Below are 15824 nucleotides of genomic sequence, written 5' to 3' on the forward strand. Positions count from 1 at the left end.
CGATCCGTGAAGGCGGTCGTACTGTAGGCGCCGGCGTTGTAGCCAAGATTATTGAATAATTCGCTGGGAGCGAATTATGACAGCCGGAGGCTGGCCCCCTTCGTTTTGTGAGGGGTGAAGGGCAGGACGCCCGAAGCAATAATCTGTCTGTGTAGTGTAGGAGGGGATCTTATCCCTGAGCCTGTATCGTTTGATACAGTGTTCGCGAAGATGTTTCGCTCCTGAAATTAAAAAGCGCCCACGTTGGCTGGGCGTTTTTTTAGTCGGTTTTCCGGCTGCTGTCTTTTGATAGCAAATAAATCCAATTTATCAATGTGTTAGGGGTTGATTAGTTGGTGGGGTTGCTGTAACTTACGCCGCCCTGATTGAGAGTCATAGGCCAGTAGTTCAATTGGTAGAGCGTCGGTCTCCAAAACCGAAAGTTGGGGGTTCGAGTCCCTCCTGGCCTGCCAAAATTTCAAGATGGCAGCTTCGGCTGCCATTTTTGGCTTTTAGGGAATGGTATGAGTACCGAAAGTAAAGCAAGCGGTTCGATGTTTGATGCAGTTAAGTGGTTGGTTGCTCTTGTTCTGTTTGCCGGTGCGGTAGCAGGTGCGAGTGACGCCTTTTATCAGAGCGTCGGTGTGGAAATGGGTACGCTCTATCGCGTACTGATCGTTGTGGCCTTCATGTTGCTGGCTGCAGGTGCTGCACTTACGACGACCCAGGGTTCAAACTTCCTGGTGCTGCTGAAAGAAGCAAACAAAGAGCGTCGCAAAGTAGTCTGGCCAACGCCAGTTGAGACTCGTCAGACCACGATGATTGTGGTGGCGGTTGTTTTCCTCGTTGGTCTGTTTCTGTATTTGCTCGATATGGGTTTGAGCTCAATCGTTAAACTGATCGTAGGTTGAGGAACAGAATATGACTATGCGTTGGTACGTTGTGCATGCTTACTCTGGTTACGAGAAGCGTGTTCAGACTCAGCTGAAAGAGCGCATCGAGTTGCACAATATGCAGGATAAGTTCGGTGAGGTTCTTGTTCCTACCGAAGAAGTCGTCGAAGTTCGCGACGGCAAAAAGCGTAAAAGCGAACGCAAGTTCTATCCGGGTTATGTGCTGGTTGAGATGGATATGGATGACGATTCATGGCATCTGGTTAATCAGACTCCTCGGGTAATGGGTTTTATCGGCGGTACCGCAGATAAGCCAGCACCGATCAGTAAAAAAGAAGCTGATGCAATCCTGCAGCGTGTTCAGGATGGTGCTGACAAGCCTACGCATAAAACCATCTACGAACCTGGTGAAGTAGTTCGTGTTATTGATGGCCCGTTTGCAGACTTTAACGGTGTGGTTGAAACCGTTGATTACGAGAAGTCCCGTCTGCAGGTGGCAGTAACAATTTTTGGTCGCTCTACGCCGGTTGAGCTTGAGTTCACTCAGGTCGAAAAGTCCGCGTAAGCGAAAATTAATGCCCTCAGGGGCGGGGAGCCAGTGGCCGATGCGTAAGCGTCTGCCACTTTTTGGCGTTAATACCCACTAGGAGAAAAGCACATGGCTAAGAAAGTAGAAGGCTATATCAAGCTGCAGGTTGGCGCTGGTAAAGCTAACCCAAGTCCACCGGTTGGTCCTGCACTGGGTCAGATGGGTCTGAACATCATGGAATTCTGTAAAGCGTTCAATGCACAGACTCAACACCTGGAAGCTGGCGCACCGGTTCCAGTAGTTATTACTGCGTACAACGACCGTAGCTTCACTTTTGAAATGAAGACGCCACCTGCGTCTTACCTGCTGAAGAAAGCGGCTGGCATTACCAGTGGTTCTTCACGTCCAAACACAGAAAAAGTGGGTACCGTTACCCGTGCGCAGCTGGAAGAAATCGCCACTGCAAAAGCACCGGATCTGACTGCAGCCGATATGGATGCAGCGGTACGTACGATCGCTGGCTCTGCCCGCGCTATGGGTCTGAACGTGGAAGGAGTTGAGTAATGGCTAAGCTGACTAAGCGCCAGAAGGCGATCGCTGAGAAAGTAGAACTCGGCAAAGTTTACTCAGTAGAAGAAGCGGTTGAACTGCTGGCTTCTCTGCCGGGTGCAAAGTTTAAAGAGTCTGTTGATGTTGCCGTTAACCTCGGCATCGACGCTCGTAAATCAGATCAGAACGTACGTAGCTCTACTGTACTGCCAAACGGCACTGGTAAGACTATGCGTGTTGCTGTGTTCACTCAGGGTGCTAACGCTGACGTTGCTAAAGAGGCAGGCGCTGATGAAGTGGGTATGGAAGATCTGGCAGAGAAAATGAAAGGCGGCGACCTGGCATTTGACGTTGTTATTGCTTCTCCGGATGCAATGCGCGTTGTTGGTCAGCTGGGTCAGGTTCTGGGTCCACGTGGTCTGATGCCAAACCCTAAGGTTGGTACTGTGACTCCAGACGTTGCTACCGCTGTTAAAAACGCTAAAGCGGGTCAGGTTCGTTACCGTAACGATAAGAACGGTATCATCCACACGACCATCGGTAAGGCAGATTTCACTGCAGAAGCACTGAAAGAAAACCTGACCTCTCTGCTGGCGGATCTGAAGAAAGCTAAGCCAAGCCAGGCGAAAGGTGTCTACATGAAGAAAGTGACACTGAGCACTACCATGGGTCCTGGCCTGGTGGTTGATCATTCCTCACTGGAATTCTGATCAGCACAACCATCTTTGGGGTTGTCGCTGTGATCCTGTATTGCAGCGGCAGCTGTCAAAGACCGCAGGCGCGGTGGTTTGCTTTGCACTCCGCCGCTTAATTGTACCTGCGTAGATAGTGTGTGACCCCGTTCAGAATACTGAATTGTCACACGGGATGGCTCAATAGAGCCTAACTCAACTTTTAGGAGTTAATCGTGGCCTTAGGACTCGAAGATAAGAAGGCGATTGTCGCCGAAGTCCAGGAAGCAGCTGATGGTGCTCTGTCGGCAGTTGTTGCGGATTCCCGCGGCGTTACTGTGGCAGCCATGACCGCTCTCCGTAAAGAAGCACGTGAAGCCGGTGTATGGATGAAAGTCGTCCGTAACACTCTGGCACGCCGTGCAGTTGAAGGTACTGAATACGAGTGTCTGACCGAATCTCTGGTTGGCCCAAGCCTGATCGCGTTCTCTAAAGAACACCCAGGTGCTGCAGCTCGTATCTTCAAAAACTTCGCTAAAGAAAACGAAGCTTTTGAACTGAAGACCGGTGCCTTTGGCGGTGACGTGGTTTCCGTTGATATGCTGGCAACTCTGCCGACATACGACGAAGCAATCGCGAAACTGATGAGCGTCATGAAAGAAGCCTCTGCTGGCAAGCTGGTACGTACCCTTGCTGCGCTTCGTGAGCAAAAAGAACAGGATGCTGCCTGATTTAATCAGCGCGGTTTCAAATGATTTTACGGGCGTAGAGCCCAATACAATTTAGGATCAATCTCATGTCACTGACAAAAGAAGATATCATCAATGCAGTAGCTGAAATGTCTGTAATGGACGTTGTTGAGCTGGTTGAAGCGATGGAAGAGAAATTCGGCGTTTCTGCAGCAGCAGTTGCAGCAGCTCCTGCTGCTGGCGATGCTGGCGGTGCAGCTGAAGCTCAGACTGAATTCGACGTAATTCTGTCTGCTGCTGGCGACAAGAAAGTTAACGTAATTAAAGCAGTACGTGAACTGACTGGCCTGGGTCTGAAAGACGCTAAAGGTATGGTTGACGGCGCTCCAGCAACTGTTAAAGAAGGTGTTTCTAAAGAAGACGCGGAAGCGGCTAAAGAAACTCTGGAAGCAGCTGGCGCAGTTGTTGAAATCAAGTAATCGCAGTTTCTGCGATTCGCTTGGCATCATGCCAGACCCGGCATGATGATCGGCTGACGGGTTTATTCCCGTCAGCCTTTTTCACGTTATGGAATACGTGAGTAAAACCGGCCCATTGGTCGGGTTTTTTAGCAAGGCAACTCTTCGAGCCACGGGTACTTCTGCCCAATCGAGGAAACAGTCCGGGGATCACTGATGGCTTACTCATACACTGAGAAAAAACGTATCCGTAAGGATTTCGGTAAATTACCGAGCGTGATGGATGTGCCCTACCTTCTGGCAATCCAGATTGACTCATATCGCAAGTTTCTGCAGGAAGGCCTCGACGCAGATACGCGTCACGACGTCGGCCTTCATGCGGCATTTAAATCTGTTTTCCCGATCGTCAGCTACTCAGGGAACGCAGCGCTCGAGTACGTGAGCTACCGCCTGGGTACACCTACGTTTGACGAGAAAGAATGTATGCTCCGTGGTGTTACGTATGCGGCACCACTGCGCGTTAAGGTTCGTCTGATCATTTATGATAAAGAATCAGCGACCAAAGCAATTAAAGACATCAAAGAGCAAGAAGTTTACATGGGCGAAATGCCCCTGATGACCGATAACGGTACCTTTATTGTCAACGGTACCGAGCGTGTAATCGTGTCTCAGCTGCACCGTTCTCCGGGTGTGTTCTTTGATCACGACAAGGGTAAAACCCACTCCTCAGGTAAGCTGCTGTATAACGCACGTGTGATTCCTTACCGTGGTTCATGGCTCGACTTTGAATTCGATCCGAAGGACCTGGTATACGTGCGTATCGACCGTCGCCGTAAGCTGCCAGCAACTATTCTGCTGCGCGCGCTTGGCTACAATACTCAGGATATCCTGGAAGCCTTCTACGACAACGACGAATACCGTATCACCAAAGATGGCGTGATGCTGAAGCTGATCCCGTCGCGTCTGCGTGGTGAAACCGCTGCATTCGATATCATGGATAACGACGGTAACGTCATCGTTGAGGCAACCCGCCGTATTACTGCGCGTCATATCCGTCAGCTCGAGAAAGCAGGCGTTGAAGAACTGGTTGTTCCGGTTGAATTCCTTGCAGGTAAATCTCTGGCGAAAGACCTTGTCGATGCAGGCAGCGGTGAAGTTGTTGCCGCGGCGAACGACGAAATCACTGTCGAAATGCTCGAGAAAATGGGCGAAGCCAAAATCACAGAGTTCGAGACGATTTACACCAACGAACTCGATTGCGGTCCATTTATTTCTGACACTCTGCGTACTGATCCAACCAGCAATGCTCTGGAAGCACTGGTCGAAATCTATCGCATGATGCGTCCTGGCGAGCCGCCAACCAAAGAAAGCGCAGAAGCTCTGTTCGAAAACCTGTTCTTCACTGATGAGCGCTATGACCTGTCTGCGGTAGGTCGTATGAAGTTCAACCGTCGTATCGGTCGTGAAGACATTCTGGGCGCTGGCACTCTGGATAAAGAAGATATTGTTGAGGTCCTGAAGACCCTGATCAATATCCGTAACGGTCTGGGCGTTGTCGATGACATTGACCACCTGGGTAACCGTCGTATCCGTTCAGTGGGTGAAATGGCAGAAAACCAGTTCCGCGTTGGTCTTGTTCGTGTTGAACGTGCCGTGCGTGAGCGTCTGTCTATGGCTGAATCTGAAGGCCTGATGCCACAGGATCTGATCAACGCTAAGCCAGTTGGCGCAGCGGTGAAAGAATTCTTCGGGTCATCTCAACTGTCTCAGTTTATGGACCAGAACAACCCGCTGTCTGAGGTAACTCACAAGCGTCGTATCTCGGCTCTCGGCCCTGGCGGTCTGACCCGTGAGCGTGCAGGCTTCGAAGTGCGTGACGTTCACGCGACCCACTACGGTCGCGTATGTCCTATTGAAACGCCTGAAGGTCCAAACATTGGTCTGATTAACTCTCTGTCTTCATACGCACGTACCAATGAGTATGGCTTCCTGGAGACTCCGTATCGCAAGGTGAACGGCGGTGTTGTTACCGACGAAATCATCTATGTGTCTGCGATTGAAGAGTCAGACTACGTGATTGCACAGGCATCAGTCCCAACTGACGAAGAAGGTCGTCTGCAGGGTGATCTGATTTCTGTACGTCACAAAAACGAATTCACCATGATGTCACCGGATAACGTGACGCTGATGGATGTGTCGCCACAGCAGGTTGTATCGATTGCTGCGTCACTCATCCCGTTCCTTGAGCACGATGATGCTAACCGTGCATTGATGGGTTCGAACATGCAGCGTCAGGCGGTTCCGACACTCAAATCCGAGAAGCCTCTGGTAGGTACCGGTATTGAGCGTGCGGTAGCGCAGGACTCTGGTGTATGTGTGGTTGCTAAGCGCGGCGGTGTGATCGACTCTGTTGATGCATCTCGTGTGGTTGTAAAAGTTAATGACGAAGAAACCGTTGCTGGTGAAGCAGGTGTAGATATCTACAACCTGACTAAGTACACCCGCTCGAACCAGAACACCTGCATTAACCAGCGTCCGCTGGTACGCGCTGGTGATACTGTTCAGCGTGGCGACGTGATGGCTGATGGCCCTTCTGTGGATCTGGGTGAACTGGCTCTGGGTCAGAACTTCCGTATCGCCTTCATGCCTTGGAACGGTTACAACTTCGAGGACTCGATCCTCCTGTCTGAGCGTGTTGCTCAGGAAGACCGTCTGACAACTATCCACATTCAGGAACTGACCTGTGTGGCGCGTGACACCAAGCTGGGTTCTGAAGAAATTACTTCGGATATTCCAAACGTCGGTGAAGCGGCTCTCGGTAAGCTGGATGAGAGCGGTATTGTCTACATCGGTGCTGAAGTTAAGCCGGGCGACATTCTGGTTGGTAAGGTAACACCTAAGGGTGAAACTCAGCTGACGCCAGAAGAGAAGCTGCTGCGTGCGATCTTCGGCGAAAAAGCGTCTGACGTTAAAGACACGTCTCTGCGCGTTAAGACCGGCACCACAGGTACCGTAATTGACGTACAGGTCTTCACCCGTGACGGTGTTGAAAAAGATCAGCGTGCGAAAGACATTGAAGAAGAGCAGCTCAGCGAAGTCCGTAAAGACCTCAAAGAAGAGATGCGCATCGTTAAGGGCGCTACCTTTGAGCGTCTGACCCGTGCTCTGGAAGGTCAGAAAGTTAATGCAGCTCCAGGTCTGAAGAAGGGCGATACCCTGACCGCAGACTATCTGGCTGAACTGACAGAAGACCAGTGGTTCAAGATTCTTCCTCAGGATGAGTCTCTGGCTGAAACCATTGAGCGTGCTGAGCAGTACATCGTTGATCGTCAGAAAGCTCTGGATGAGCGCTTCGAAGATAAGAAACGCAAACTGCAGACTGGCGATGATCTGGCTCCGGGCGTACTGAAGATTGTTAAGGTGTATCTTGCAATCAAACGTAAGATCCAGCCTGGCGATAAGATGGCAGGTCGTCACGGTAACAAAGGTGTTATCTCAGCGATCAAACCAATCGAAGATATGCCTTACGATGGCACCGGTACTCCGGTTGATATCGTACTGAACCCTCTGGGTGTACCGTCTCGTATGAACGTCGGTCAGATCATGGAAATCCACCTTGGCCTTGCGGCTAAAGGTCTGGGTGAGAAGATCGATCGTATGATCAAAGAGCAGCAGGAAATCGCCAAGCTGCGTGGCCTGCTGGGTGAAATCTACAACGGTGGCGACGGCCGTATTGAAGACCTCGACAGCTTCTCCGATGCTGAGGTTCTCCATCTGGCTGATAACCTGCGTGCTGGTGTACCAATGGCAACACCTGCATTCGACGGTGCGAAAGAAAGCGAAATCAAGCGTCTGCTGCGTCTGGCAGATCTGCCGGATTCAGGTCAGATGACTCTGTACGATGGCCGTACAGGTGATGCTTTCGATCGTCCAGTGACCGTCGGTTACATGTACATGCTGAAACTGAACCACTTGGTAGACGACAAGATGCACGCTCGTTCGACCGGTTCTTACAGCCTCGTTACTCAGCAGCCTCTGGGCGGTAAGGCTCAGTTCGGTGGTCAGCGCTTCGGTGAGATGGAAGTGTGGGCACTGGAAGCTTACGGTGCAGCATACACCCTGCAGGAAATGCTCACTGTTAAGTCGGATGACGTGGCGGGTCGTACCAAGATGTATAAAAACATCGTCGACGGCGATCACCGTATGGAAGCCGGTATGCCGGAATCCTTTAACGTACTCGTTAAAGAGATCCGCTCACTGGGTATCGACATCGAACTGGAAAACGAATAAGCGGAGCGGAGCTAGAGTACTATGAAAGACTTAGTCAATTTTCTGCGTAACCAGAACAACGCTGATGAGTTCGATGCGATCCGTATTGGCCTCGCCTCTCCAGCAATGATTCGTTCATGGTCTTTTGGTGAAGTTAAAAAGCCAGAGACCATTAACTACCGTACGTTCAAGCCTGAACGTGACGGTCTGTTCTGTGCGCGCATCTTTGGTCCTATTAAGGACTACGAATGTCTGTGCGGTAAGTACAAGCGTCTCAAGCACCGTGGTGTGATCTGTGAGAAGTGTGGCGTTGAGGTAACTCAGGCTAAAGTTCGTCGTGAGCGTATGGGTCACATCGAACTGGCTTCTCCGGTTGCACACATCTGGTTCCTGAAGTCGCTGCCATCCCGTATCGGTCTGATGCTGGATATGACGCTGCGCGACATCGAACGTATTCTTTACTATGAATCATTCGTAGTGACCGAGCCTGGCATGACCACGCTCGACGTAGGTCAGCTGCTGACCGACGAGCAATACTACGAAGCGATTGAAGAATTTGGCGACGAATTCGACGCGAAAATGGGTGCGGAAGCCATCCAGACTCTGCTGGGTCAGATCGAACTGGGCGAAGAAGTTCAGCGCCTGCGTGATGAGATCCCTGGCACGACGTCTGAGACCAAGATCAAGAAGCTGTCTAAGCGTCTGAAGATCCTTGAGGCGTTCCACAACTCAGGTAACGATCCTCAGTGGATGATCATGGAAGTTCTGCCGGTTCTGCCGCCAGATCTGCGTCCACTGGTACCACTGGACGGTGGACGCTTTGCGACCTCTGACCTGAACGATCTATACCGTCGTGTGATCAACCGTAACAACCGTCTGAAGCGCCTGCTCGAGCTGAGCGCACCAGACATCATTGTACGCAACGAGAAACGTATGCTGCAGGAGTCTGTTGACGCCCTGCTGGATAACGGTCGTCGCGGTCGTGCGATCACTGGTTCTAACAAGCGTCCACTGAAGTCGCTTGCTGACATGATTAAAGGTAAGCAGGGTCGTTTCCGTCAGAACCTGCTCGGTAAGCGTGTTGACTACTCTGGCCGTTCGGTAATTACCGTAGGTCCTCAGCTGCGTCTGCACGAGTGTGGTCTGCCGAAGAAGATGGCTCTGGAACTGTTCAAGCCGTTCATCTTCTCCAAGCTGGAGCACCGTGGTCTGGCGACAACCATTAAAGCTGCGAAGAAAATGGTTGAGCGCGAAACCCCAGAAGTATGGGACATCCTTGCGGAAGTTATCCGTGAGCACCCAGTGATGCTGAACCGTGCACCAACACTTCACCGTCTTGGTATCCAGGCGTTCGAGCCACAGCTGATTGAAGGTAAAGCGATTCAACTGCACCCTCTGGTATGTGCGGCATACAACGCTGACTTCGATGGTGACCAGATGGCGGTACACGTACCGCTGACCCTGGAAGCACAGCTTGAAGCCCGTGCCCTGATGATGGCCACCAACAACGTACTGTCTCCAGCGAACGGTGAGCCAATCATCGTACCGTCGCAGGACGTTGTACTCGGTCTGTACTGGATGACCCGTGAGCGTGTAAACGCACTGGGTGAAGGTATGGTGTTCGCTGATCTCGACGAAGTCAGCCGTGCTTACTACGGTGGTAACGTACATCTTCAGGCGAAGGTGAAAGTACGTATCACTGAAACCAGCATCGACCTCGAAGGCAACAGCGAAACTCGCACCAGCCTGATCGACACCACGATCGGCCGAGCGCTGCTGTTCCGCATCGTACCGAAAGGTCTGCCATTCGAGCTGGTTAACCAGCCGATGAAGAAGAAAGCGATTTCTAACCTGATCAACACGGCATACCGTCGCGTGGGTCTGAAAGATACCGTTATCTTTGCTGACCAGATCATGTACACCGGCTTCCAGTTCGCAACCCGTTCTGGCTCATCTATCGGTGTGAATGACTTCGTGATTCCGGACGAAAAAGCCGAAATCATTGAAAACGCTGATGCAGAAGTAAAAGAAATCGAAAGCCAGTTTGCTTCCGGTCTCGTGACGCACGGTGAGAAATACAACAAGGTGATCGACATCTGGTCCCGCGCTAACGAACTGGTAGCGAAGGCGATGATGGATAACCTGGGTAAAGAAGGCGTGATCGACCGCGAAGGTAACGAGGTTGAGCAGGAATCCTTCAACTCAGTCTACATGATGGCCGACTCAGGGGCTCGTGGTAGCCCGGCTCAGATCCGTCAGCTGGCGGGTATGCGTGGTCTGATGGCGAAGCCGGATGGCTCCATCATCGAGACGCCGATTGTGGCGAATTTCCGTGAAGGTCTGAACGTACTTCAGTACTTCACCTCGACTCACGGTGCTCGTAAAGGTCTGGCGGATACCGCACTTAAAACAGCGAACTCCGGTTACCTGACCCGTCGTCTGGTAGACGTCGCGCAGGATCTGGTTGTGACGGAGCGTGACTGTGGCACCGAAGAAGGTCTGGTCATGACTCCGCTGATTGAAGGCGGTGACGTTGTGGTTGGTCTGGGTGATCGTATCCTTGGTCGTGTTGTCGCGACCGACGTATACAAGCCTGGCTCTGAAGGCGACGTAGTAGTTCCGGCTGGTACCCTGATCGACGAAGCCTGGGTTCACAAGATCGAAGGCGAAGGTATCGACGAAGTGATCGTTCGCTCCGCGATTACCTGTGACAGCCGCGTAGGTATCTGTTCAGCTTGTTATGGTCGTGACCTTGGTCGCGGTCACCAGGTGAACGTGGGTGAAGCAGTGGGCGTTATCGCTGCACAGTCCATCGGTGAGCCGGGTACACAGCTGACGATGCGTACGTTCCACATTGGTGGTGCGGCATCCCGTTCTTCTGCTGCCGACAGCGTACAGGTTAAGAACGCTGGTAAAGTTCGCCTGCACAACATGAAGACTGTAACGCGTGAAAACGGCGATCTGGTTGCTGTTTCCCGTTCTGGTTCGATTGCTCTGGCAGACGACCATGGCCGTGAGCGTGAGCTGTACAAGCTTCCTTACGGTGCTGTGATCAGTGTGAAAGACGGCGAGCTGGTAGAAGCTGGCCAGAAGGTCGCTAGCTGGGATCCACACACTCACCCAATCGTGACTGAAGTGGCCGGTAAGATCGAATTTGTCGGTATGGAAGAAGGTATTACCATCAACCGTACAACTGACGAACTGACGGGTCTGTCCAGTATCGAAGTTATCGATCCTAAAGATCGTCCAGCGGCCGGTAAAGATATCCGTCCGATGGTTAAGCTGGTTGACGAAAAAGGTAACGACGTTCACCTGCCAGGTACCAATGCACCGGCTCAGTACCTGCTGCCAGCCAACGCACTGGTTTCTCAGGAGAACGGTGCGATCGTGACTGTGGGTGACGTAATCGCACGTATCCCGCAGGAGACGTCAGGTAACAAAGACATTACCGGTGGTCTGCCACGAGTTGCTGACCTGTTCGAAGCACGTAAGCCAAAAGAGCCTGCAATCCTTGCAGAAATCTCTGGTACCGTGAGCTTCGGTAAAGAGACTAAAGGTAAGAAGCGTCTGGTTATTACGCCGAACGACGGCGGTGATCACTATGAAGAGCTGATTCCTAAGTGGCGTCACCTCAACGTGTTCGAAGGTGAACAGGTTGAGAAAGGTGAAGTTATCTCTGATGGTCCGTTCAACCCGCATGACATTCTGCGTCTGAAAGGTGTTGGCCATCTGGCGATGTACATCACCAACGAAGTGCAGGAAGTTTACCGTCTGCAGGGTGTAGGCATCGATGATAAGCACATCGAAGTAATCGTTCGTCAGATGCTGCGTAAAGTCATCATTGGTGAAAACGGCGACAGTAACTTCATTCCAGGTGATCAGGTTGAATACACCAACTTCCTGGAAGAGAACGAGAAGCTGGATGCGGCAGGTAAGATTGCTGCGAAAGGTGAGCGCGTTCTGCTGGGTATTACCAAAGCGTCTCTGGCAACCGAGTCGTTCATTTCTGCGGCTTCCTTCCAGGAAACCACGCGTGTACTCACCGAAGGTGCAGTTACCGGTAAGATGGACACCCTGCGCGGCCTGAAAGAGAACGTGGTTGTTGGTCGTCTGATCCCGGCGGGTACTGGTCTTACGTATCACGAAGAACGTAAGCGTAAGCGTCAGAGCCGTGAAGATGATCGTATGAAGGCGATGCCAGAATCGTTGACCGTATCTGCTGAAGATATGGAAGCGAAACTGAGCGAAGCATTCAGCGATAAGTAAGACTAACGTCAGCATCAGCGCTTGACGAAAGGGGCTGGGGGGAGTATCCTTCCGGCCCCTTTTATTGTGTGCGGATGTCTGCACACGTGAAATGTAATAACTGGAGTTTGCTTAATGGCTACAATCAATCAGCTGGTTCGTAAGCCTCGTAAGCGTAAGGTCGCTAAGAGCGACGTACCTGCTCTGCAGGCATGTCCTCAGCGTCGTGGTGTTTGTACTCGTGTGTACACAACTACCCCGAAAAAGCCTAACTCGGCACTGCGTAAAGTTTGCCGTGTACGCCTGACGAATGGTTTCGAAGTTACCTCATACATCGGCGGTGAAGGTCACAACCTTCAGGAGCACAGCGTTGTTCTGATCCGTGGCGGTCGTGTAAAAGACTTGCCGGGTGTTCGTTATCACACTGTTCGCGGTTCACTGGATACTTCTGGTGTTGCTAACCGTAAACAGGGCCGTTCTAAGTACGGTGCTAAGCGTCCTAAGGGTTAATACCTTTAAGACATTGGATAAGAGTAAGGCTGTGCCATTTTTCGATAACGTTAAGTGCACAGGCTGACCTGAAGACCTAAAGAGGGCTTATCATGCCAAGAAGACGCGTCGCTGCGAAACGCGAGATTCTGCCAGATCCTAAGTTTGGAAATACTATTCTGGCGAAGTTTATGAACCACGTAATGATCAGTGGTAAGAAGTCTGTAGCCGAGAAAATCGTCTACGGCGCACTGGACACTGTTGCTTCTAAAAGCGGCAATGATCCAATCGAAATGTTCGAACAGTCTCTGGAAGCTATCCAGCCTATGGTTGAGGTTAAGAGCCGCCGTGTAGGTGGTGCTACTTACCAGGTGCCTGTTGAAGTTCGTCCTGCTCGTCGTCAGGCACTGGCTATGCGCTGGTTGGTTGACGCTGCACGTGGTCGTGGTGAAAAATCCATGGCTCAGCGTCTGGCGAACGAAATGATCGAAGCCTGCGAAGGTAAAGGTGCTGCGGTTAAGAAACGTGAAGACGTTCACCGTATGGCCGAAGCGAACAAAGCGTTCTCTCACTACCGCTTCTGATCGCTCAAAGGCTGTGTTCGTCCGAACGCAGCCTTTATCTCCTCCCTCTTTGGTTCTCCTCTTTTTCAGAAATCTAACAGATTGATTTCCTTTGTATTGCCAGTTCGTTGTTGGCTCGCATCGGTGCGATCTCCAGGTATACGAATGCGCTCCCTAATGCCCATGAAAGCAGGGCTGGGCAGGGCCGGGTCATTGACTGCCACTGTTTACTTATATTACGATTCGCGCCCTTAATATCTCATGTCAGGCGTTAATCTAATGTCTGACATCACTGTTCCAGACTGAGGTGTAGCTGTGGCACGTACAACGCCGATTGATCGCTATCGTAATATTGGTATCTGTGCGCATGTAGATGCGGGCAAAACTACCACCACTGAGCGAGTGCTGTTCTATACGGGTGTGTCTCACAAAATTGGTGAGGTGCATGACGGTGCAGCTACTATGGACTGGATGGAGCAGGAGCAGGAGCGTGGTATTACCATTACCTCTGCTGCGACGACCTGTTTCTGGGCCGGTATGGCACAGCAGTTTGACCAGCACCGAATCAATATCATTGATACCCCGGGGCACGTTGACTTCACCATTGAAGTAGAACGTTCACTCCGTGTTCTGGATGGTGCTGTCGTGGTTTTGTGCGGATCGTCGGGTGTGCAGCCTCAGACTGAAACCGTATGGCGTCAGGCAAATAAGTACGAAGTGCCGCGTATGGTGTTCGTGAATAAGATGGATCGTGCCGGTGCTGACTACTTTATGGTAGTTAATCAATTGAAGGCTCGTCTTGGTGCGACCCCTGTGCCATTGCAGATCAATATCGGCGCTGAAGATGATTTCAAAGGTGTCGTCGATCTGATCAAAATGAAGGCTGTGATGTGGAATGAGGCCGATCAGGGGTTGACCTTCACCTACGAAGACATTCCAGCGGATCTGCTTGATACAGCCGAAGAGTGGCGCGAAAAACTGATTGAAGCGGCCGCGGAAGCTTCTGAAGAACTGATGGACAAATACCTCGAAGGTGAAACGCTTTCCGAGGAAGAGATTAAAGCGGCTCTGCGCCAGCGCACACTGGCAAACGAGATTGTTCTCGTGACCTGTGGTTCTGCTTTCAAAAATAAAGGCGTACAGGCTGTTCTGGATGCGGTTATTGAATATCTGCCTTCGCCAACCGAAGTGAAAGCGATTGAAGGTATTCTTGACGATAAAGACGAGTCTGTCGGCGTTCGTCACTCCTCTGATGATGAGCCGTTTGCGGCGCTTGCTTTTAAAATCGCGACAGACCCCTTCGTTGGTACTCTGACGTTCGTCCGCGTGTACTCTGGAGTGCTGAACTCTGGCGACGCCGTGCTGAATTCAGTGAAAGCCAAACGTGAGCGCGTTGGTCGTATGGTTCAGATGCACGCCAACTCCCGTGAAGAGCTGAAGGAAGTTCGCGCGGGTGATATCGTCGCACTGATCGGTCTGAAAGACGTCACCACGGGTGACACGCTCTGCGACCAGAAAGACATTATTACGCTTGAGCGCATGGAGTTCCCGGACCCGGTTATCTCGGTGGCGGTAGAGCCTAAGTCCCAGGCCGACCAGGAGAAGATGGGCGTAGCTCTGGGTAAGCTGGCGCAGGAAGATCCGTCGTTCCGCGTCGAGACTGACGAAGAGTCAGGTCAGACCATTATCTCAGGTATGGGTGAACTCCACCTCGACATTATTGTCGATCGCATGAAGCGGGAATTTAAAGTCGAGTGTAATGTAGGTAAGCCTCAGGTGGCTTATCGCGAGAAAATTACCCGTACTGTTGAGATTAACAATAAGTTTGCGAAGCAATCCGGCGGTCGTGGCCAATACGGTCACGTGGTTATCCGCTTTGAGCCGAGCGAAGAAGAAGGACTCGAGTTCGTTAACGAGATTACTGGTGGTGTGATTCCGCGCGAATACATTCCATCGGTTGAAAAAGGTATTGAAGAGCAGATGAAAAACGGTGTTCTTGCTGGCTACCCATTGCTGGGTCTGAAGGCGACACTGTATGACGGCTCTTTCCATGACGTTGACTCGAATGAGATGGCGTTTAAAATTGCCGCGTCACAAGCAACCAAGCAGCTTTCACAGGAAGGCGATGCAGTACTGCTCGAGCCGATGATGAAGGTTGAAGTTGTTACCCCTGAAGACTACATGGGTGACGTTGTTGGCGACCTTAACCGTCGCCGCGGCATGATTTCAGGAATGGAAGATACACCGTCCGGTAAGGTGGTGAATGCGTCCGTACCGCTGGCAGAGATGTTCGGTTATGCCACCGATCTGCGCTCTGCAAGCCAGGGGCGGGCGACCTATTCCATGGAATTTGAGAAATATGCGGAAGCGCCATCAAACGTGGCCGATGCAATTATTAACAGATTTTAATTACTGACATTTGATGAGGTATTCTCATGGCTAAGGAAACGTTTGAACGTTCCAAACCCCACGTAAACGTGGGTACTATCG

At 51.5% G+C, this 15824-nt stretch carries 11 protein-coding genes and 1 tRNA gene; all 12 read left to right on the forward strand.

Annotated elements, in window-relative coordinates:
- Positions 1 to 376: 376 nt before the first annotated feature.
- Positions 377 to 452: transfer RNA gene (locus tag AC5E51_RS15855), tRNA-Trp, on the forward strand.
- Positions 453 to 503: 51 nt separating this feature from the next.
- Positions 504 to 890: a preprotein translocase subunit SecE gene (secE, locus tag AC5E51_RS15860; RefSeq protein ID WP_068436413.1), complete on the forward strand. Its 387-nt coding sequence runs from the start codon at positions 504 to 506 to the stop codon at positions 888 to 890.
- Positions 891 to 900: 10 nt separating this feature from the next.
- Positions 901 to 1437, forward strand: coding sequence for a transcription termination/antitermination protein NusG (nusG, locus tag AC5E51_RS15865; protein ID WP_068436411.1), 537 nt, complete (start codon positions 901 to 903; stop codon positions 1435 to 1437).
- Positions 1438 to 1530: 93 nt separating this feature from the next.
- Positions 1531 to 1965, forward strand: a complete 435-nt coding sequence (gene rplK / locus AC5E51_RS15870) for a 50S ribosomal protein L11 (RefSeq protein ID WP_068441867.1) — start codon at positions 1531 to 1533, stop codon at positions 1963 to 1965.
- Positions 1965 to 2660: a 50S ribosomal protein L1 gene (gene rplA, locus AC5E51_RS15875; RefSeq protein ID WP_068435105.1), complete on the forward strand. Its 696-nt coding sequence runs from the start codon at positions 1965 to 1967 to the stop codon at positions 2658 to 2660. The genes rplK and rplA overlap by 1 nt, the downstream gene beginning before the upstream one ends.
- Before the next feature lie 197 nt (positions 2661 to 2857).
- Entirely contained in the window at positions 2858 to 3352 is a 495-nt protein-coding gene (rplJ, locus tag AC5E51_RS15880; protein WP_068441869.1) for a 50S ribosomal protein L10, read from the forward strand.
- A 65-nt stretch (positions 3353 to 3417) separates the two neighbouring features.
- Positions 3418 to 3789, forward strand: a complete 372-nt coding sequence (gene rplL / locus AC5E51_RS15885; protein WP_068438673.1) for a 50S ribosomal protein L7/L12 — start codon at positions 3418 to 3420, stop codon at positions 3787 to 3789.
- 195 nt (positions 3790 to 3984) lie between these two features.
- Entirely contained in the window at positions 3985 to 8058 is a 4074-nt protein-coding gene (gene rpoB / locus AC5E51_RS15890) for a DNA-directed RNA polymerase subunit beta (protein WP_297530287.1), read from the forward strand.
- Positions 8059 to 8079: 21 nt separating this feature from the next.
- Complete coding sequence (gene rpoC / locus AC5E51_RS15895) at positions 8080 to 12303, forward strand: DNA-directed RNA polymerase subunit beta' (RefSeq protein WP_301378166.1); 4224 nt, start codon at positions 8080 to 8082, stop codon at positions 12301 to 12303.
- Between the two features lie 114 nt (positions 12304 to 12417).
- Positions 12418 to 12792 (forward strand): 30S ribosomal protein S12, encoded by a 375-nt coding sequence (gene rpsL, locus AC5E51_RS15900; protein WP_068441891.1) that lies wholly within the window; start codon positions 12418 to 12420, stop codon positions 12790 to 12792.
- A gap of 92 nt (positions 12793 to 12884) precedes the next feature.
- Positions 12885 to 13355 (forward strand): 30S ribosomal protein S7, encoded by a 471-nt coding sequence (gene rpsG / locus AC5E51_RS15905; protein WP_068441893.1) that lies wholly within the window; start codon positions 12885 to 12887, stop codon positions 13353 to 13355.
- Positions 13356 to 13649: 294 nt separating this feature from the next.
- Positions 13650 to 15743, forward strand: coding sequence for an elongation factor G (fusA, locus tag AC5E51_RS15910; RefSeq protein WP_491778813.1), 2094 nt, complete (start codon positions 13650 to 13652; stop codon positions 15741 to 15743).
- Positions 15744 to 15824: the final 81 nt, after the last annotated feature.

The organism is Thalassolituus sp. (assembly GCF_984348125.1).

Excerpts from the sequence above, each read along its gene's own strand:
- secE (WP_068436413.1), top strand. The coding sequence starts at position 504 with ATGAGTACCGAAAGTAAAGCAAGCGGTTCGATGTTTGATGCAGTTAAG.
- nusG (WP_068436411.1), top strand. The coding sequence starts at position 901 with ATGACTATGCGTTGGTACGTTGTGCATGCTTACTCTGGTTACGAGAAG.
- rplK (WP_068441867.1), top strand. The coding sequence starts at position 1,531 with ATGGCTAAGAAAGTAGAAGGCTATATCAAGCTGCAGGTTGGCGCTGGT.
- rplA (WP_068435105.1), top strand. The coding sequence starts at position 1,965 with ATGGCTAAGCTGACTAAGCGCCAGAAGGCGATCGCTGAGAAAGTAGAA.
- rplL (WP_068438673.1), top strand. The coding sequence starts at position 3,418 with ATGTCACTGACAAAAGAAGATATCATCAATGCAGTAGCTGAAATGTCT.
- rpoB (WP_297530287.1), top strand. The coding sequence starts at position 3,985 with ATGGCTTACTCATACACTGAGAAAAAACGTATCCGTAAGGATTTCGGT.
- rpoC (WP_301378166.1), top strand. The coding sequence starts at position 8,080 with ATGAAAGACTTAGTCAATTTTCTGCGTAACCAGAACAACGCTGATGAG.
- rpsL (WP_068441891.1), top strand. The coding sequence starts at position 12,418 with ATGGCTACAATCAATCAGCTGGTTCGTAAGCCTCGTAAGCGTAAGGTC.
- rpsG (WP_068441893.1), top strand. The coding sequence starts at position 12,885 with ATGCCAAGAAGACGCGTCGCTGCGAAACGCGAGATTCTGCCAGATCCT.